General features: G+C 64.4%; 19 protein-coding genes. 16 read left to right on the top strand and 3 right to left on the bottom strand.

Going from position 1 to position 19,375, the window contains the following annotated elements:
* Positions 1-31: 31 nt before the first annotated feature.
* From OH491_RS13500 to OH491_RS13430, 15 genes are all read left to right on the top strand, one after another.
* Entirely contained in the window at positions 32-748 is a 717-nt protein-coding gene (locus OH491_RS13500; protein ID WP_145928847.1) for a hypothetical protein, read from the top strand.
* 39 nt (positions 749-787) lie between these two features.
* The gene (locus tag OH491_RS13495; RefSeq protein WP_068770795.1) at positions 788-3,325 is read left to right on the top strand and encodes a hypothetical protein; all 2,538 of its coding nucleotides are present in this window, start codon (positions 788-790) and stop codon (positions 3,323-3,325) included.
* A 25-nt stretch (positions 3,326-3,350) separates the two neighbouring features.
* Complete coding sequence (locus tag OH491_RS13490) at positions 3,351-3,647, top strand: hypothetical protein (protein ID WP_068770796.1); 297 nt, start codon at positions 3,351-3,353, stop codon at positions 3,645-3,647.
* A gap of 23 nt (positions 3,648-3,670) precedes the next feature.
* Positions 3,671-4,957, top strand: a complete 1,287-nt coding sequence (locus tag OH491_RS13485) for a pyocin knob domain-containing protein (RefSeq protein ID WP_068770797.1) — start codon at positions 3,671-3,673, stop codon at positions 4,955-4,957.
* A gap of 4 nt (positions 4,958-4,961) precedes the next feature.
* On the top strand, positions 4,962-5,252 hold the full coding sequence (locus OH491_RS13480; protein ID WP_342751061.1) for a hypothetical protein: 291 nt from the start codon (positions 4,962-4,964) through the stop codon (positions 5,250-5,252).
* An 88-nt stretch (positions 5,253-5,340) separates the two neighbouring features.
* Positions 5,341-5,874, top strand: coding sequence for a phage upper tail fiber protein (locus OH491_RS13475; protein WP_342751060.1), 534 nt, complete (start codon positions 5,341-5,343; stop codon positions 5,872-5,874).
* Between the two features lie 4 nt (positions 5,875-5,878).
* The gene (locus OH491_RS13470; RefSeq protein WP_068770798.1) at positions 5,879-6,484 is read left to right on the top strand and encodes a carbohydrate-binding protein; all 606 of its coding nucleotides are present in this window, start codon (positions 5,879-5,881) and stop codon (positions 6,482-6,484) included.
* 8 nt (positions 6,485-6,492) lie between these two features.
* Positions 6,493-7,125, top strand: a complete 633-nt coding sequence (locus OH491_RS13465; protein WP_068770799.1) for a discoidin domain-containing protein — start codon at positions 6,493-6,495, stop codon at positions 7,123-7,125.
* Positions 7,126-7,157: 32 nt separating this feature from the next.
* On the top strand, positions 7,158-7,820 hold the full coding sequence (locus tag OH491_RS13460; protein WP_068770800.1) for a discoidin domain-containing protein: 663 nt from the start codon (positions 7,158-7,160) through the stop codon (positions 7,818-7,820).
* Between the two features lie 22 nt (positions 7,821-7,842).
* Positions 7,843-9,741, top strand: coding sequence for a phage BR0599 family protein (locus tag OH491_RS13455; RefSeq protein ID WP_068770801.1), 1,899 nt, complete (start codon positions 7,843-7,845; stop codon positions 9,739-9,741).
* Entirely contained in the window at positions 9,738-10,244 is a 507-nt protein-coding gene (locus OH491_RS13450; RefSeq protein ID WP_068770802.1) for a hypothetical protein, read from the top strand. Before OH491_RS13455 ends, OH491_RS13450 begins: the two co-directional genes overlap by 4 nt.
* A 9-nt stretch (positions 10,245-10,253) precedes the next feature.
* Entirely contained in the window at positions 10,254-10,451 is a 198-nt protein-coding gene (locus OH491_RS13445) for a hypothetical protein (RefSeq protein WP_068770803.1), read from the top strand.
* On the top strand, positions 10,451-13,108 hold the full coding sequence (locus tag OH491_RS13440) for a hypothetical protein (RefSeq protein ID WP_068770804.1): 2,658 nt from the start codon (positions 10,451-10,453) through the stop codon (positions 13,106-13,108). The genes OH491_RS13445 and OH491_RS13440 overlap by 1 nt, the downstream gene beginning before the upstream one ends.
* Positions 13,109-13,112: 4 nt before the next feature.
* Positions 13,113-13,682 carry a DUF4376 domain-containing protein gene (locus OH491_RS13435; protein WP_068770805.1) on the top strand — a complete coding sequence of 190 codons (570 nt, stop codon included), beginning with the start codon at positions 13,113-13,115 and terminating at the stop codon, positions 13,680-13,682.
* Positions 13,683-13,699: 17 nt separating this feature from the next.
* On the top strand, positions 13,700-14,485 hold the full coding sequence (locus OH491_RS13430; RefSeq protein WP_068770806.1) for a DNA adenine methylase: 786 nt from the start codon (positions 13,700-13,702) through the stop codon (positions 14,483-14,485).
* Positions 14,486-14,556: 71 nt separating this feature from the next.
* Here OH491_RS13430 and OH491_RS13425 read toward each other — a convergent pair whose 3' ends face one another.
* Positions 14,557-15,216, bottom strand: coding sequence for a recombination protein O N-terminal domain-containing protein (locus tag OH491_RS13425; protein ID WP_068770807.1), 660 nt, complete (start codon positions 15,214-15,216; stop codon positions 14,557-14,559).
* 19 nt (positions 15,217-15,235) lie between these two features.
* A complete protein-coding gene (locus OH491_RS13420; protein ID WP_068771153.1) occupies positions 15,236-15,955 on the bottom strand; it encodes a DUF502 domain-containing protein in 720 nt (239 codons plus the stop codon).
* A 355-nt stretch (positions 15,956-16,310) separates the two neighbouring features.
* Between OH491_RS13420 and OH491_RS13415 the strand changes: the two genes are divergently transcribed.
* Positions 16,311-18,143: a phosphoenolpyruvate carboxykinase (GTP) gene (locus OH491_RS13415; RefSeq protein ID WP_068770808.1), complete on the top strand. Its 1,833-nt coding sequence runs from the start codon at positions 16,311-16,313 to the stop codon at positions 18,141-18,143.
* Here the strand turns inward: OH491_RS13415 and OH491_RS13410 are convergent.
* Positions 18,124-19,230 carry a transposase gene (locus tag OH491_RS13410; RefSeq protein ID WP_068770809.1) on the bottom strand — a complete coding sequence of 369 codons (1,107 nt, stop codon included), beginning with the start codon at positions 19,228-19,230 and terminating at the stop codon, positions 18,124-18,126. The two genes, OH491_RS13415 and OH491_RS13410, sit on opposite strands and share 20 nt — an antisense overlap.
* Between the last annotated feature and the right edge of the window lie 145 nt (positions 19,231-19,375).

The following is a 19,375-nucleotide window of genomic DNA, read 5'->3' as shown; positions in this document are numbered from 1 at the left end:
CCCCTCATTCGTAATTCGTAATTTTCCCCCGATGCCTGACAGACCACCCAAAAAATCCAAGGCCGAGCGCGACCTCGATACCGCGTGCGGCGGCCGCCGCGTCCTCGCCCTTCGCAACAACGCCCCCGCCGAGCGTGTTTTCGTGCGCCAGCTCCCTCTGCGCTTTGCCGAGACCTACGTCGAGCTCATGCTCGCTGGCAAAGAGCAGGAGCGCATCGAGCTCTGCCTCGGGAAATCCGCGCACTGGGATAATAAATACAAGGGAAAGCACGCGGCCGACATATATACAATCGCGGGGCAGATCGCGCTGCTTGCCGTCGCCGACGAGCTAAATTTTCCTATCGCGCTTGGTCAGATCGAGCGCAGGAAAAATACGATCGGCAGTTTGGAAGGCATGCTCAAGCGGCTCTACGCCTTCCAGGCGTCGATGATGCAGGAGGCGATGGAGAAAATGGTGAAGCATCTGGTGGGCTCGGTGCTCTCGTCGCTGCCGGCGTCGCCCTCCTCGGCCGCACCTACGCCGAGATCTGGCGCGACTGGAGCCTCGACCAGCTCACCCTCGCCCTCGACCAGCACGCCGCCGCCGGGCGCCTCCGCGCCCTCCGGCATCTCGACTCCGCCTACCACGCCGCCGCCTGCGCCTTTGGTCTCAAAGGTGCCGCCGCCGCCGCCAGCGAATACCGCGACAGCCTTCGACGCTCCCCCGATGTCGGTGACGATGAAGCCGCCGCCCGCTTCGACACCGTGATGGATAAAATAATCCAAGCGCGCTTTAGCTGATTATACAATGGCCGACGACAACACCACGCTCGAAATCCTCATCAAAATCCGCGACGAGCTCGCCGGGGCCAATCGCGCGCGTGAGGAGCTGCAGAAGACCAAGGTCGAGGCGACCGAGAGCGCGAAAGCAGTGGTGAACCTGAATGCGGAGCTCGCCAGGGTGAAAGGCGATCTGGCCGCCTTGCAGAAGACCAACACGGAGCTTGCAAACCTCAAGCAACTGGCCGACGCCGGCACGAAGTCGGCGATGGGCATGGGGACCGGGCTGGGTCAGGCCACGCTCAAAACCGAGAACCTCCAGCGCGCCAACATGCTCCTGGCCGGCGTGCTCTCAGGCAATGTCGTCGGTGCCGTCAACGCCGTGCGCGGCGTCTTCGTTTCCATGATGGGGCCGCTCGGCCTGGCCCTCGCCGCCGTCACCGCCGTCGGCATGAAACTGTATTCCATCTGGCAGGCTGGTCTGGCCGCGGAGGCCGCCCGCGCCGCCGACGAATTTGCCTGGTCGCTCGACCGCGCCAGGGAAAGCGCCGACGATCTCGCCAAGGCCAGCGCCAGCGCATTCGCCACCGCGCTCACCGAGGCGATGCGATTCTACGACGAGGCCGGCGCCGCCCTCGAGCGACAGTTCGAGGCCACGCAGAGAATCCGCCGCGCCGAACTCGCGCTCGCTCAGGTGAAAATCCGCAACGACAGTTCCCTGTCGCCCGAGCAGAAAATCATCAAGGAGCAGCAGCTCATCGCCGACCTCGAGGCCCTCACTCTGGCGGACAAGGCAAAGCTCCTTGCCGACCAAAAACGACTTGCCGAGGAGGCCAAGACCCTCGCCGATCGTGAATTGGAGGTCGCGCAAACCGCCCTCGCCGCGGCCAGGGAAAAACCCAAGGACGCCTGGATCGACACCGCCAAAGTCGACACGCTCAAGGCCGCAATCAGGGACCTTCAGGCTCAGGCGGCATCCAGCCCGGCCATGCTTCGCGGCATGGGCGTCGCCGCGCCCGAGGACGAAGAAAATCCCTCCGCGCCCGGCGACTTCCAAAAAGGCGTCGAACTCCAAAAACAAATCGACTCGCTCAACCGCCAGATCGCCCAGGAAAGCGAGCTCAAGACCATTGAGGAAAACCGCGCCCGCGCCATGGCCACGCTCGGGAGTAACCTCGCCGCCGCCGAGGCCGGCGCGCAAAAAACCGCCTCCGGCCTCGACGCCGCCAGTCAGCGCCTCCAGCAGTTCAAGGATGTCGACCTCAAGGTCGCCGAGATCGAAAAAGAAACCGCCGATGAGCGGGCCAAGGCCCAAGCCGGCGATAGACGCGTCACCACCACAAAACAACTCGCCGACGAAACTGCGAAGGTTGCCGACATCGAGGAGCAGTCCGCACTCGCCCAAATCCGCCACAACAAGGAGATCGTCGCCTCCAATCCCGATCTCACGCGCATTCAGCGCCAGGAGGAGCTCAACAAACTCATCGCCGAGGAGGGCAGGCTTCTTTCCGAGATGATCGACCGGCGTGCGGAGATGCTCGAATCGGGCGAGCTCAGCGACTCCGAGCGCGCCGCACTCGAGGCCAGAATCGACGCCCTCGTGCGCGAGATTCAACGCCTTGGAGGAGGCGTGCCGACTGAAAAGCGTGACATCGATAAGGCTCGGGATAATTACACCAAAACCTTCGACGGCTCGGGACTCACCGCGGGCGAGGGCGTCGAGGCCGGCCTGCTCAACTACTCCTCGCAGCTCGGCACGGTCGGTAATCAATTCGCCGACTTTACCAGCGGCACACTCCTCGACACCGCGCGGGGCATCACCGACGAGATCTACAACTGGGCGGCCGGCACCGGGCAGTTTGGCGATGCGCTCCTTGCCCTGGGCGATACCGTCTTTCGGCAGTTGTTGGATACGCTTGTCCAAATGGGGATTCAATGGGTGATGAACACCGCCCTCATCAAGACCGGCATGGTCGGCATCTCGGCGACGCAGGATGCCATCCGCACGCAGCAGACGGGCAAAACCGTCGCGGCCAATGCCGCCGTCGCCGCCAGCGCCATGCCCGGCGCCGTCGCCAGCGGCATCAGTTCGTTCGGTGTCGCGCTGATCTTCGGCGCGCTCGCGCTTGCGCTGGTCCTCGCCGCGGCCAGCGCCTTTGCCGGCGGCGGCCGCGTGCGCGGCCGCAACACCCTCGCGGTCCTCAACGACGGCAGCGACGGCGACGAGTTCGTGATCCGCGGCGCATCGCGCGCGAAATACGGCGACAGCATGCTCTCGCAAATCAACGCCGGCACCTACGATCCGGCGATCATCACCTCTTCCCTGGCCGAGACTCCCTTTGCCTCGCTGCCGGCGGCGCAGCTCACCGCGACCAGCGCGCCGTCGGTCTCCTCCGGCGGTGGTGTCGCCGCGCTGGCCTCCGCGCTCGGCCAGCCGCCCGCGCCGAACATCACGCAGCGCTTCTTCATGGACTGGGCCGCCGCCCGCAACGACATCCTCACCTCGGGCGATTTCCGCGACACCGTCCGCGACATCACCCGCGAGTTTTTCCGCATGAACAGCTGATAAAAAACATCCTCTCCGAACTCTGATGCCCGACACCTACAAAAAGCTCTCCGAAATCCCCGTGCTCCTCACGCCCGCGCGCGACGCCCATGTCGTCGTGGTGCAGGGTGGCGTCGACCAGCTCGTCCCGCTCGAGGCCATCTGCGACATCGACCATGCGCTCTCCGATGCCGCGGCGGCCGGCGCGCCGATCGCCGACCTCCTCGCCGCGCTCGACCCGCAGCCGCCCGCCCGCACCTACAAGCGCATCTACAATCCCGCGCGCGATCGCATCGAGTTCTGGCGGCGCGGCGACGACGGCCAGTGGCACAAACTCATCTAACCCTCTTCGCATCCTTCGCGGTTATGAAAAACAAAATTCAATCCCTCATCGCCACCCTTGCAGCGATGTTGCTCGCGGCCTGCACGAGCACGGCCGCTCCCCCTGCAAACTCCTTCGAGCTCCAACAGCGCAACGCCGCCGGCACCGAGTGGGTCGATCGCTCCGTCACTCCGCAGCCCAACAGCCTGCTCTCCTTTGGTGCCGATCGCGTGCCGGGCACCACCGCGATCGCGACCTTCGCCCAGGCCGCCGATCTCTCGCTGCTCGGCTCGGCTGTATCCACGATCCAATCACAGCTCGCCGACCTCAACACCGATGTGTCCGACCTCTCCGCGCAGCTCGCCGGCAAAGCGTCCATGCAGGCCGTCTCCAACCTCTCCGCCGATCTCGCCGGCTACGCCGTCACCCTCGACGAGCTCGGGCAGGCTCTCACCTCGCACACTGCCGCGGCGAATCCTCATCCGCAGTATGCGCTGCCGCCGAGGCTTGCGCCTGCTGTGCAATACGGTGGTATCGGTCTTGCAGATTGGAACGATGCCCTTGAAGCCGGGATTGCGTATGGCGGTGACACAGCTGCTCATGCTCCTGATGTTGGTTGGTTTTACGGGTGGGTCGTCGGCATTCAGCCTGACTATGTAACACAATATGCCGCGCACGCTGGGACTGGAGCCCTTTACACTCGTATTAAAAGTGTCGGTGTATGGGGCAATTGGACTCGCATCCTCACCGACGCTCCTGCCAACGGCAGCGAGTATGTCCGGAAGAACAGCGCATGGGTGGTGGCGACGGGCGGCGGCGGGCCTTCCTCTCTTCCCGCCACCGGAATCAACAGCGCGATTTACGAGCGGTCGAATGAGACGCCCAATGACGAGCTTTTTATAACAGGGAGCGGGGCCGGCGGCATCGGCTTTCAGGCTGGCGCGTTCACTTTCTACGGCACATCGGCCTATGGTGCGGTGACGCTCTACAACACCTCCGGCACGGGGTCTTTTGGCGGCGGCATGCTACTGCGCGGCGTGAAAGCGGGCGCGAGCGCGCTCGATGCCGTAAACAAATCCCAGCTCGATACGAAGCAAAACATGTTAACCATTGACGAGAGTGTCGACCAAGGCAGCTCCAACCCGGTTTCGGGCAACGCGGTGTGGAACGCGGTTGATGTGGTGGAAACCAACGTCAACTACCTGCTCTACGATATCGTGCCCGACCAGAACAGCGGCGCGATCATCAAGAAATGGTATGGCACGCAGGCGGAATACGACGCCATCCCCGTCAAGGATTCGAACACGGAATACAACATTTTCGAGCAATAATCTCATGAAAAAAATAATCATCACCCTCCTCGCGCTGGCTGCGTTTTGCACCGCCGGCGCGTTCACCATCAAAAACGACTCCGCCTACGGGCGCGTCGTTCGTCCCGAATCCGGGAAGCTGTTGAAGATTGCCGGTGCCGATGCCTATACAAACGCCGTCTATATCGCGGCAAACATGAGCGATACGCAGATTGCCGCGATTGTGACGGAAATCCCAGCCGTGGAGATCGCGCAGGCCGCAAAGCCAGGCCGAGCAGCAGATCGCGCGACTGGCGAGCCCTTACACTCGTATTAAAAGTGTCGGTGTATGGGGCAATTGGACTCGCATCCTCACCGACGCTCCTGCCAACGGCAGCGAGTATGTCCGGAAGAACAGCGCATGGGTGGTGGCGACGGGCGGCGGCGGGCCTTCCTCTCTTCCCGCCACCGGAATCAACAGCGCGATTTACGAGCGGTCGAATGAGACGCCCAATGACGAGCTTTTTATAACAGGGAGCGGGGCCGGCGGCATCGGCTTTCAGGCTGGCGCGTTCACTTTCTACGGCACATCGGCCTATGGTGCGGTGACGCTCTACAACACCTCCGGCACGGGGTCTTTTGGCGGCGGCATGCTACTGCGCGGCGTGAAAGCGGGCGCGAGCGCGCTCGATGCCGTAAACAAATCCCAGCTCGATACGAAGCAAAACATGTTAACCATTGACGAGAGTGTCGACCAAGGCAGCTCCAACCCGGTTTCGGGCAACGCGGTGTGGAACGCGGTTGATGTGGTGGAAACCAACGTCAACTACCTGCTCTACGATATCGTGCCCGACCAGAACAGCGGCGCGATCATCAAGAAATGGTATGGCACGCAGGCGGAATACGACGCCATCCCCGTCAAGGATTCGAACACGGAATACAACATTTTCGAGCAATAATCTCATGAAAAAAATAATCATCACCCTCCTCGCGCTGGCTGCGTTTTGCACCGCCGGCGCGTTCACCATCAAAAACGACTCCGCCTACGGGCGCGTCGTTCGTCCCGAATCCGGGAAGCTGTTGAAGATTGCCGGTGCCGATGCCTATACAAACGCCGTCTATATCGCGGCAAACATGAGCGATACGCAGATTGCCGCGATTGTGACGGAAATCCCAGCCGTGGAGATCGCGCAGGCCGCAAGCAAAGCCAGGGCCGAGCAGCAGATCGCGCGACTGGCGAGCACCGAAACCGTCGAGTGGCAGCCCGGCGAAACCGTTGCCGTCGGCGCGAAGCGCACGCACGGCGGCCAGACCTACGCGGTTATGCAATCGCACATCACGCAATCGGGCTGGGAGCCGCCGCGCGTGTCCGCGCTCTGGAAACTGGAGCAAACGCCCGGCCCGGACGGCGCGCCCGCCGCGTGGGTGCAGCCAACCGGAGGCCATGACGCCTACGCGCTCGGCGCTCTCGTTTTATACAGCGGCACAGTCTGGCGAAGCCTCGTGAATGCCAACGTGTGGCCGCCTGCCGAGGGTCAGCTTTGGACAACGGGAACCTCGGGCAACTGACATTCACGATGAAGCGCCTTTTTATAATCGCCGCTCTCCTCTCCGCGCTCGCCTGCGCCGCCGACGTTTTCCTCGGCACGCAGCGCATCAACACCGACAGCGGCATCACGCTCGGCCCGCAGGGCATCGCGAAACGCTACCTCGGCACGCAGTTGATCTTCGAAGCGTCGGCTGAGGAGGAAGTGCTGCTCACCCCGGCCATGACGAGCAACACCACGCCGGCCCCCTTCGTGGTCGCAGCGAGCAGCCAATTTAACGCGTCCGATTGGGCTGCTTGGCGGGCGTTCGACCAGCAAGCCGTCAATGGCTGGTCCTCTGTGTTGAGCGCCGGCACTCATTGGTTGTCGATTCGTCTCGACGCCGTGCGCACCGTCACGAGATTGGCAATCGACCAGCGGGTGGAATACAACTGGCCCAACTATTATGTAACTGAGTTCGAGCTTTATTATAGAAACTCATCGACCGACGAGTGGGCTTATTTTGGCACCTATAATCCCGCCGCCCCCGTCGCGGCCGGGGACACCACTCTCGACACGGCCATCACCGGACTGCAAGCGCAGGAACTCAAATTTGTTTTCACCGGGAACCATACCCAAAACGGATCGGCGTCCCTGGGTGAAATCCGACTCTACGGCCACTGACTCTCACCACCACCAACTGATTTTCCCCCTCGATGAAACGCATTTTATTAATTGCCTCCCTTCTCGCCGCCCTCGCCTGCGCCGCCGACGTTTTCCTCGGCACGCAACGCATCAACACCGACAGCGGCATCACGCTCGGCCCGCAGGGCATCGCCAAACGCTACCTCGGCACGCAGCTGATCTTCGAGGCAGCGGACGAGGAGGAAGTGCTGCTCACCCCGGCCATGACGAGCAACACGGCCCCGTCGCCTTTTGTGATCACGGTTTCCTCGGTTTGGGACGCCAACCCTGTCAATCAAGCCTTTCGTTGCTTCGACCAAGCCTTCAACGCCAGCGGCTGGGCGGGCGGCGGCGGCGGCAATCTGTATAATTCGAGCGGCGTGGGCAACCAGTGGATACAGGTGAATCTCGGCTCCACGAAAACATTCACTCGCATCGTGCTTTATTCGAGGAACAGCGGGTTCAACCAGCTCGCGAGAAACATCATCGTGCAAGTCAGCAGCGATGCGTCGGACTGGACGGATGTTTATACCAGCGCGGATGGAGACATCGCCAACGCCACCGCCGCGCAGCAGGTCACGCTCGATAAGTCAATCACGCCGACGGCGTGCCAATACATCCGCATCACCGTCACCCAGATCTGGGGAGCGAGCACCAACGCCGACCTCGGCGAAATAGAACTCTACGGCCACTGATCCCCCCATTCGCCATTCATCCATGATCCCGACCAACCTCCGAGGAGAAGACGTTTTTCTCCTGCCCTACCTCGCAAACTGGGCGGCGGAGAAACCCGCGCTCACGCTTGAGGCCAATGCCTCGATCACGCGCAGCCTGGGCGGCATCGAGTCGCGCGAAACCGCGGCGCACACCCTGCGCGCCACCTCCTTCAAGTGCTCCCTCTTCCTGCGCGCCGACGAGAGCGCGGCCTTCCGCGCCGCGCTGCGCCAGCTCGGGTCCACCCGCGTGCTCATGCCGCTGTGGCCGCTCGCGCACCGGCTCGTCGACGGCCGCATCATCTACACCGATGCCGCCGGCAACATCCTCACCGCGCCCGACGGCGCGATCTATATCGCCGGCGTCAACCTCGCCGCGCCCTCGCCCGTGCAGACCAGCCTCTGGCTCACGATGGAGCGCGATCTCTCGCTTTGGGAGGTGCACGAGGACCCGTTGCCCGAGCAGCTCGCATCGTTCAGCGAGCGCGCCCTGCGTGTCCCGCTCCTGCTCGGTGTGCTCAAAAAGCTGCCCGACCCGGTCGCGCTCAACCGCAACCTCCTCGGCGCGTCGATCGAGTTTGAGGATACGGCCCCGGCCATCTTCGCTCCGCGCTCCGCTGACGACACCGCCGAGGAAATCGACGGCGCCGGCCGCCCGGTGTTCCCTTTCGCGCCCAACTGGGCCGACGAGGTGCGCGCCGGCGGCGTCTCCTACGAAATCGAGCGCGAGCAGATCGGCGAGGGCCGCACGCCAGCGACCACCTACTACCCGCAGCCGCACGCCCGCGTGCTGCAGGCCCAGTTCAACACCTTTTCCCACGCCGAGCTCGCGCGTCTCGTCGCCTTCTTCCATCGCCGCCGCGGCCCGGTCGAGCTGTTTGCCGTCAATCATCCGCACGATGGTCCGATTGTCGCCCGTTTCGCGAAAAAGACGCTCGACCTCACCTTCGCCAACGGCCGCATCACGCACACGCGGATCGACTTTCTGGAGCTGCCGCACGAGGCCGCGCCGCCCGTCGGCGAGACGCCCGGCGTGACCATGGGCGCGCTCCCGCGCCGCGCGCAACTCTTCCGCTTCACCTACGGGCTCGGCACGCAGCAAGTCGTGTATCGCTGCACCGGCTACGAGCGCAACCTCGTCGCGGCCGGCGAGCTCTACCTCGCGCAAAAGATCGAGCACGGCGACATCACCGAGTCGCTCGAGCCCGAGCAGACCAAGGTCAAGCTCACCGCCTCCGCTTGGGAGGGAAACCCCCTCATGCTGCTCGATCCGCCCCGCCTCGAGGGGCCGCTGAAGCTCGAAATCCTCCGCTGTTCCCCCGACGAAAATGGGCTGGCCGAAACCGCGCAGCTCCGCTTCGCCGGCCGCGTGGGAAAGCCCAATTTTGACGGTCCGAAAATCACCTGCGAAGTCGCGCACCTGCTCGCCGACCTGCAAAACAACGTGCCTGATATGATCGTGCAGGCCGATTGTAACCTTGAATTCGGCTCGCTGGTGTGCGGCGTGCTGCTCTCCACCTGGACCTTCACCGGCGCGGTCGCCGCCTACGACGGCGCCGCGCTCGCGCTCACCGGTGTCGTGCGCGCCGGCGGCGCCGCGATGGAGCTCGCCGCGGGCTGGTTTGCGCGCGGCCGCGTGGAGTTCGGCGACGGCGACGGCTTCCAGTCACGCTCGATTCTTTCCTCGACCGCGCTCGCGGGCGGTTCGCTCACGCTCACGCTCTCGCAGCCCTTCGACCTCCCGCCCGCCGGCACGGTCAAGTTTTATCCCGCCTGTGACGGCTCGCCGAGCCGGTGCCAGGTCTTCCAAAATTTCCAGCGCTACGGCGGCTTCCCCTTCGTGCCCGTGGGCAACCCCGCGCTCAAGCCGATCAAAAAAGACACATCACAAGGAAAAAAATGACGCCCTCCTACTACGACACCACGCAGAAAATCGCCGTGCTCGTCGCTGCCGCCGAGTCATGGCGCGGCACGCCCTTCCGCGAGAACAGCGCCGTGCGCGGCCCGCGCGGCGGCGTCTGCTGCCACATGCTGGTGTCGCATCTTTATATAGAGACCGGCGCGCTCGAGCCCTTCGACATCCCGAGCGGCAGCGCCCGCCGGCTCATGCACAATCCGGCCGACACCATGCTCGCCTACATCGATGGTCAGCTTGCCGGCCGCTTCGCCATCCCGCTCTCGCAAGAGCCCGTCCTTTCCGGCGACCTGATCGTCTATCGCCAGGGAGCGACCGCCAAGCACGTCGCGATCGTGCTGCCCGGCGCGGAGCCCGGCCACGGGTCGCGCATCGTCCACGCGCTGCGCCACAGCGGCACCGCGTTCAGTCAGTTCGATGACCCGACCTACGCGCACAACATCGTCACCACCCGCCGGCCGCTGCCGTGGCAGCGCATCTTCCGTGATTAATTTTTCACCATGAGTTCCGGTTCACGCAATCCCGGCCCCCCCACGCTCGACCTCGCGGGCATCGACGAGGACACGCAGACCACCAACCAGGAGGCCGTGCCGGTGCCCTATGTCGCCGGCGAGGTCGTTGTATCCATGCACTGGATATCCCCCATCTATAACCAATTCGCAAGGGAGGCCCCCGCCGATCAGCGGGGGAAGAAATAATGGGCAGCGGCAAAGGCGGCGGCGGCTCCAGCAGCTACAACTACTACGGCACCATCGTCGGCGCGCTCTGCCTCGGCCCGTCCGATGAAATCTACGGCATCGAGGTCGACGACGAGCTCAAGTGGGAGGGCTCGCTTTCCCGCTCCAGCTCGCCCAACCCCGTCGCCGTCGACGTGCCCGACTACGGCACCATCATTTTCCGCTGGGGCCTCGACACCCAGCTCGAGACCGACCCGGTGCTCTTCGCCGAAAACAACACCCTCGGCCACCGGCATCCCGCCTACACCGGCATCTGCTACGCCATCCTCAAGGATTTTTTATTTGGCCAGGAGCGCACCACCGCGCCCACCGTGCGCTTCTACATCCGCCGCGCTCCGCGCCAGGCGATCGTCGCCGGCGAGGCCGCGCAGCTCACCGATGGCCAGGCCAACGTGATTGCGATCATCGCCGAGCTGCTCACCTCCGACGCCGGCCTCGGCTGGACGGCGGACATGATCGACCTCCCCTCGTTCCAGGCCGCGGCCGAAATCGCCCAGGCGCGCAACGCGCTCACCAGCGTGTCGCTCGTGCTCACCAAGCAGGCCGCGGCCAAGGCCGCGATCACGGACCTGCTCGCGATGGTGGATGGCTACCCGCGGCCCAATCGCCTCACCGGCAAGCTCGAAATCGGCATCTGGACTCCCCCGGAGGAAATCGATGTGGAGAGCCTGCCGGTGATTGACGAGGCCGCGCTCAACGGCCGCCCCAAGTCCAAGATCGAGACTTGGGACGATGTCGTCACCCGCTGGCGCTGCACCTACAACGACCGCACGAAAAACTTCAAGGAGCGCAGCGTGAAATACGATGACCCGCGCGCCCGTTATGCCGCCGGCACCAAGCGGCCCGAAACCCTGCGCCGCAACCTCATCACGCGGCACGCGCAGGCGGTCTCCCACCTGCAGGCCCACGCGCAACGGCGCGGCACGCCCGGTGCCGAGCGCACGCTCTCCGTGCGCGCCGCGCGCTACGATGGCCTGCAAGTCGGCGACCACGTGCGCGTCGACATCGACCCCGAGCCCGGCGGCCTGCAGCGCCTGCAAGTCTGCCGCGTGCTGGAGATCACGCGCCGCGAGGCCGGCGACGAGATGCAGCTCAAGCTCGAGGCCGAGCGCACGCTCGCGCCGGTGACCGTGCTACCGCCCGATGATCCGCTCGGCCCGCCGGCGCCGCCCACGCCTGTGCCCGACATCGTTTACGCGCGCTTTTTCTCGGTCCCTCCGTCGCTCGCCGAGGGCAAGGCAAACTGCGTCGGCATCCTCGCCTCGCGGCCCGGCGGCATGGTCACCGGCTACCGCATTTTTTTCGACAAAAACTCCGACGATCTTTTCCCGCGCATCGGCGGCACGCGCTCCTTCGCGCTGCGCGGCCGGCTCCACGCCGCGCTCGCCGACGAGGATGGCGACACCACCGTCAGCGTCGAAATCCTCGACACCTTCGGCGACGAGATCATCTCCGAAAACCCCGGCGCGGTCGCCGCTAGCGACGACGCGCTGCTCGCGATCATCATCAAACCCGGCGTGGAGGCCGAGCCCCAGTCCGCGCCCGCGGGCGGTGGCATCATGCCGTTCACGATCAACCCGCCGCCGCCGGTCGTCATCGTGGATGACTTCGGCACAGGCGAGGATGACGCCGGCATCCCGTGGCTCGAGGTGTGCTCGTGCGTGGAGTTTGTCGCCTCGGCGCCCGGCGTGCTCGATGTCACCGTGCTGCGCGGGCGGCAGGGCACCGCGATGCGCGAGTTCGTGGCCGGCGACGAGGTCTGGTTTATCCGCCGCGACCAGCTCGCCGTGGTCGAGCACGCGGACTTCGCCGAACTCGCCGCGACGCTCGATCCGGTCTACTTCAAACTCCAGCCCGCCGAGCCCGCGCGGCTGCGTCCGCTGGAGGACTGCGCGCCGCGGCCGTTCACCTTCGGCCTCACCTCCTACGAGATTCCGGCGGGCGAATTCGGGCTCCTCGTGCTCGATCCGCCGATGGGCAGTTTCTCCGGCACGCTGCAAGTGCGTGTCGCCGCGGCGGGTTGGCAGGAGGTGCACTACACGCTCGATGGCTCCGATGTCACCGTCGAGTCGCCGGACTGGCCGGTCGAGTCGCTTTGGGGCATCGACGAGGATGCGCCGCGGCTTCCCCTCACCCTCGACCGCTCCTGCCGGCTGCGCGCGCGCGGCTTTGAGCGCAAACCCGTCTCCCGCGCCACCGGCCGCTTCACCGGTCGCAGCACGCCCGAGGTCGAGGGTTACTACACCTCCGGCGCGACCACTGTGCCTGCGGTGGCGCATGGGGTCAGCTACCCCGGCAACGTCATCTCTTACGCGCTGCGTTGCACCGACACCGCGGCGACCATCCACTACCGCGTCCACGGCTACGTCAAACCCGGCTGGCAGTGGCAGTTCAAGACAGCTGGTGGCAACGTGACCGTGACCAGTCCCGGCGTGCTGACCACGGGCTGGTATACGCTGCCCGCCGGCTACTCCGGCGAGGCATTCAGCACGCAGGGCCGGTGGTGGCTCCGCGTGCAGGCTTACGCCACACGCTCCGGCTATACCGACTCCATCACCACCGACCACTACACCAATGCCTTCGGCGGCCCGAAGTCCCCGCCGACATGGCCGTCGTGATTTTATGCCATCGATCAATCCGCAAATCAAAGGGGTGGGCTACTACGAGGTGATGGAGGATGTCGAGGTATCCGGGATTCTCATCGCCTGCTACACCGCCGAGGGCGGTGCGTTTCTCGGCCGGAGGTATTTCCCGGATCTCGCCGACCCCGCCGACATCCCCGCCGCGCTGGCCGGCGGTGCGGCCGAAGCTCGCCCGCCTGCCGTCGTGACCGCCGCCGATCTGCGCGCCCGGCTCCGCGCGCGCCTCGCCGAGCGCCGCTGGGAGGTCGAGACGGGCGGCTTCGTTTTCCTCGATCGCCCGATTGCCAGCGACGACCGCTCGCAAACGAGCATCCTCGGAGTGTTCACCGCCGCGGGCACCGATCCGGACTTCACGACTAACTGGAAATGCGCGGATGCAACTTGGCTCATGCTCAATAACGCGCAATGCGCCGCGCTCTTCGATGCAGCGGCGAGCCACAAGCAAGGCTGCTTCGCGCGTGAGGCCGTGCTCGCCGGCCAGATTGAGGCCACCGCCGACGACCGCGCCGCCCTGCGCGCCCTCGAGCCCGTGGTGGAGGCTTTCTGGTAGCGCGGTCCCCCTTTCTTATGAACACCCAACCCGATACCCAAACCCTCGCGCCTGCCAAGCCCGTCATCGGCTGGGCGGGCGGCAAAACCCGCCTCCTCAAATACCTGCTGCCGCTCATTCCGACGCACACAGCTTATTGTGAGGTTTTCGGCGGAGGCCTCGCGCTCTTCTGCGCCAAGCAGCCAAGCCCGGTCGAAATCATCAACGACATCAACGGTGACCTCGTGAGCTTTTATCGCTGCTGCAAATACCACCTCGACCCGGTGCTCGATGAGCTCGATCTCGTGCTTAACTCCCGACAAGACTTCGAGGACTATTGCCAGCAGCCCGGACTCACCGAGATCCAGCGGGCAGCGCGGTGGTTTATCCGCAACCGCCTCAGCTTCGGCGGGCAGGGCACGAGCTTTGCCATCAGCCGCAAGCAGCCTCTGACCTCGCGGGCGCAGCGCTTGGTGGCCATCCGCACGCTGAGCCATCGTCTCGACCGCACTACGATCGAGCACCGTAACTGGGTAAAGATCTTCGAACTCTACGATGCGCCCGAGACCTTCTTTTTCGTCGATCCGCCCTATCTCGACAGCGGCGGCGAGAACTATGATGGCTGGAGCGTGGCCGATCTCACAGCCTTCTGTGAGCGTCTGGGCGGCCTGAAAGGCAAATGGCTCTTCACCTTCCAGGACTGCGAGGAGGTGCGCAGCCTGATGCCCGGCTTCCGCATCAAGTCGATCGACCGGGCCAAGGGCATCGCCAACAAGGGTGGTCCGGCGAAACGCTACAAAGAGGTCATCATCACGCCGCGCTGATTGCCCGCTGCAACCCGCTTCCCGTCCGGGTGCAACGCCCCTGCAAATCGGCCTGATTTCACGGTTTCCTCTCAAACCTTTGTCACAACCCTGTCAAACCTCGCGGCGGCATACAAATCCAGCAGGATGTCCGTGTGCAAACGCAGGTAGGCTTCGAGGCGGTCGCGATAGCGCGCGACGGCGGCGGGCGCGGCGGTCTGGCCGGAGACGGGCTGGTTGAGAATCGCCGCGACCGCCTCTCGGTCGGCGGCGGGCAGCGCGGGAAACCATTGCTGGCGCACCGGGTAGCCCTCGTCGCGCGCGAGGCGATAAAGGCATTTCAGGTAAACGATGTCGGGGCGCCCCGCCCCGGCAAACGCGACGAGCGCCTCGCGCAGCAGGGCGTGCACCGAGCCGCGCGTCTCCTCGGGGATGTGATTGCGCGCGAGGATGGCCGCGAAGTCGGAGGCGTGCCGGAGCGTCTCGTAGTCGCGGCCGATGCCGGGATGGCGCGCAAGCAGGCGCGCTTCCTTGATAAACCAGGTCCGGCCCTGATTGGAGCTTTCGAGCACGAACGCAGCCTCGTCGAACAGATCGAGCACGGGGGCGCTGGCGGCGGATTTCTGGGCGACCCGCTGGAGCGCGGTCAGCATGCCGTGCTCGGCGGAAAGCAGCGTGAGAACCTGAAACGAATCCGACGGCGGCCGGCGCGAGACGACGATGGCTTCGGTGTCGAGGGGCTGCGCGGGCATGGGGCTGATTCTATGCCGGTCAACCCTGCGGCGGCGCGATGGATGGGACAGGTTCCTTTCCCGCCGCCGCCTCGTGCGCGAGTCGCTGCTCGGTGGTCATCGGCCACGGCGGCGAGACGGCGCCACCGGAAATGATGAGCTTCATGCCGTCGCCCACGCTCATGTCGAGTTCGGTGATGTGTTCGCTCGGCAGCATCACGAGAAAGCCCGTCGTCGGATTCGGCGTGGTCGGGATGAACACCGACCACACGACCTCGGCGGTTTTTTCCTGCACCTCGCCGTGCATCTTGTTCGTCAGAAACCCGACCGAATACATGCCCTTGCGCGGAAACTCCACGAGCACGACCTTGCTGAAGACGTTGCGATTCTGCGTGCCGAAGGTGTCGATGATCTGCTTGATGGCGTTATATACCGAGCTTACCGCGGGGATGCTGCGGATGAAACGGTCCACCAGCCCGAGGAAATATTTGCTCAACACGTAGCGGGAAATCAGGCCGAGCAGCGTGATGAGCGCGATGAGCACAAACGTCGCGAGGATGTCCCACACGATGCTGTCGGGGCGGATGTTGGCGGGCAGGTAATCCTGGAAAAGCGGGCGCACGACACCGCCGGCCTTCTTGAAAATCCACGAGAACACAAACACCGTGATGCCGATGGGCGCGAGCAGCACGATGCCCGAGACAAATCCGTTGCGCAGCGCGGTCAGGCGCGGGTGTTTCTTTTTGGCTTCGTCGGTCATGCGGGAGAAAGGCGCCACCGTATCCGGCGACATTCGCACCGCAACACGGAATGCGGCCCCAAGCCAAGTACACAAATGATAATATAAATAAGATAAACTAATTAGAGGCGGAATAAAAAACCGAGGATTTGCTTCCGGGAAATGACTGATTCTCTTCAGCCTGCCTTGGCAACCGGCATCCCTTGAAACCTTTCACGATTCGCAAAGTTTTTTTACTGGGAACGCGGTGAAACCTTTGCCAAGTTAGACGACTCTCCCGGCATGGTCCGCGACCATCCGCCGCATTCCAGCAAACAACCACAGATCCCTTTCGTCAGACACACTGCACGAACCTGAAACCATAAAACAGAAACCTATGAGCCAGAGAAATCCCTCCGTCCCCCTTAGCAAAAACCCGAAGCTTCTCAGCTGGGTCGAAAAAATGGTCGCCCTCTGCGAGCCCGCCAATGTCCACTGGGTGGACGGATCGCAGCAGGAAAACGACACCCTCTGCGCCGCCCTCGTGAAGGCCGGCACCTTCATCAAACTCAACGAAAAACTCTGGCCCGGCTGCTACTATGCCCGCTCCGATGCCGGCGACGTCGCCCGCGTCGAGGAACGCACCTTCATCTGCTCCAAGTCCAAGGATGACGCCGGCCCGACTAACAACTGGGAGGACCCCGCCACCATGCGCGCCCGCCTCAACGGCCTCTTCAAGGGCTGTATGAAGGGGCGCACCATGTATGTCCTCCCCTACAGCATGGGCCCCATCGGCTCCCCCATCGCCCAGATCGGCGTCGAGCTCACCGACTCCGCCTACGTCGTGGTCAACATGCGCATCATGGCCCGCATCGGCGCCGCCGTGATCAAGGAAATCGACAAGGATGAAAAGCCCTTTGTCCCCTGCATGCACACCGTCGGCGCCCCCCTCGCCCCCGGCCAGAAGGACGTCATCTGGCCCTGCAACAAGGAAAAATACATCGTTCACTTCCCCGAGACCCGCGAAATCTGGTCCTTTGGCTCCGGCTACGGCGGCAACGCCCTCCTCGGCAAAAAGTGCTTCGCGCTCCGCATCGCCTCCAACATGGCCCGCGACGAAGGCTGGATGGCCGAGCACATGCTCATCCTCGGCGTTGAAAGCCCGAAAGGCGACCGCACCTACGTCTCCGCCGCCTTCCCCTCCGCCTGCGGCAAGACCAACTTCGCCATGCTCATCCCGCCCCCGGCCCTCCTCGAAAAAGGCTGGAAGGTCTGGACCGTCGGCGACGACATCGCGTGGATCAAGCCCGACGCCAACGGCGTCCTCCGCGCCATCAACCCCGAGGCCGGCTTCTTCGGCGTCGCCCCCGGCACCTCCGTCAAGACCAACCCGAATGCCATGGCGTCGCTCGCGAAGAACACCATCTTCACCAACGTCGCCCTCACACCCGAAGGCGGCGTGTGGTGGGAAGGCATGACCGACACGCCCCCCGCCGAGTGCATCGACTGGCAGGGCAACAAGTGGACGCCCGAGATCGGCAAGACCGGCGTCAAGGCCGCGCACGCCAACTCCCGCTTCACCGCGCCCGCCTCCCAGTGCCCGACCATCGACCCCGCGTGGGAGGATCCCGCCGGCGTGCCCATCAGCGCCTTCATCTTCGGCGGACGCCGCCCCGACACCATGCCCCTCGTCTATCAGGCGAAGAGCTGGGAGCAGGGCGTTTACATCGCCGCCACCATGGGCTCCGAGATGACCGCCGCCGCCGCCGGCAAAGTCGGCCAGGTCCGCCGCGACCCGATGGCCATGCTGCCTTTCTGCGGCTACCACGTCGGCGACTACTTCCAGCACTGGCTCAACATGGCCAAGAAGGCCAAGAAGATGCCCGCCGTCTTCCACGTGAACTGGTTCCGCAAGGACGCCGCCGGCAAATTCATGTGGCCCGGCTTCGGCGAAAACGCCCGCGTCCTCAAGTGGATCGTCGGCCGCGCCATCGGCTGCGACTGCGCCAAGGCCGTCGAGACCAAGATCGGTTACCAGCCTTCCTACGACGACCTCGACTGGTCGGGCGCGGACTTCTCGAAAGCCGCCTTCGACGAGCTTCAGGCCGTTGATACGACCAAGTGGAAAGCGGAGGTCGAGGATCAGGCGTCGTTCTTCGAAAAAGTCGGCGCGAAGCTCCCCGCCGCGCTGAAGGCCGAGCGCGAAGCCCTCAAGTCCCGCCTCGGGTAACTAAAAATCTATAGCGAGAAGGCCGGAGCAATCCTCCGGCCTTCTTTTTTTTTGCCCGTGCGAACATGGGCGGCATGACAGGAACGCAAGCCGGGGTCCGCCGTGCTCTTGCGCGTGCTGCCTGTCTCCCGCACGCGCCGGCCTGGTTTGTGTTCCTATTGCGCGGGCGGTTCACTCTGCCCTTCCTTTTCCCCGTCCCCGCGATGTGCCCGCACCAGTCGTTCATGGCCACACAAACTTCGCGTGTGAGCGCGACTGGCTTCTCTGCCGGCAGCGAAGCGGAGAGGATGAGCAGGCGGCCTTCGGCGCAGACGTCAAAATAGCGGCCCTTGGGCTTGAAGAACGGCGGGAAGCCGTCGGGCTTCATCAGAATGACCGCGCCGCGCTCCGCAGCCAGAACTGCCCGTGCGATTGTCTTTTCGCCGGGCGAGATGAATGGCGAAACGACCACCGCGCCCGCCGCCACGGCCCCCAGCGTCTTTTCGCGCAACGTGGCGATTGCCCCCGGCGCGGCCTTGCGCGAGACGCGGACGGCGAGTTTTTCCGGGCGGTCGAGCAGGAAGCGGTTGCCGTAGCCCGTCCAGTTTTGGCCGGACGGCAGCGCCGGATGCGCGAGCCCCTCCGCGCGGCGAAACAAATCAGGATTGGCCTTTTTCAGGCAATACCGGCGCGGGTTGTCCATGAGGTAGCGCGTCCAAGCCCGCAGCGCGCCCGCGCTGTATAAAACGTGGTCGTGGTAGCCGGGTTCCCAGACCTCAAGGGCCGGGACGCGATGCTGGCGGCGCAGTTCGCCCGTTGTCAGCGATTTGAACGCCCGCACCGCCACACCGAGCGGTTTTCCCATGCGCTGCGTGACGCACAAAATGCCGTGGATGTGATCGGGCATGACGACAAGGGTGCCCGTCTTGATTTCGGGAAAACGTTTCGGGATGTTATGCCAGAAGCGGTGGGCGATACCGCCGTCGGTGGTGAAAACCACGCGGTCATCGGCGCAGGTGGAGAAGCGAGGCTGCCGGTTTTTCGAGACGAGCGTGAGCATGTAGAACGCCGGCTCGCGGTAGTCGTGAAAACGGGCGCGGTAGTTCATGGCGGGCGATGGTGGCGGCGGCGTGTCTCCGGGGCAAGCGCAGGGGTGGGCGGTGTGGCGGCCTTTTGCCCGTGTGAACACGGTCGGCGCGACTGGAAGGCAGACCGCAGCGGCTTCCGTGGCTTGCACGGCTTGTGTTCCAGTC

The sequence above is a fragment of the Termitidicoccus mucosus genome (genome assembly GCF_038725785.1).
GTDB classification, from domain to species: Bacteria; Verrucomicrobiota; Verrucomicrobiia; order Opitutales; family Opitutaceae; genus Termitidicoccus; species Termitidicoccus mucosus.
The sequence above is the reverse complement of the archived record's forward strand: the minus strand, read 5'-3'. Positions and strand labels throughout refer to the sequence as shown.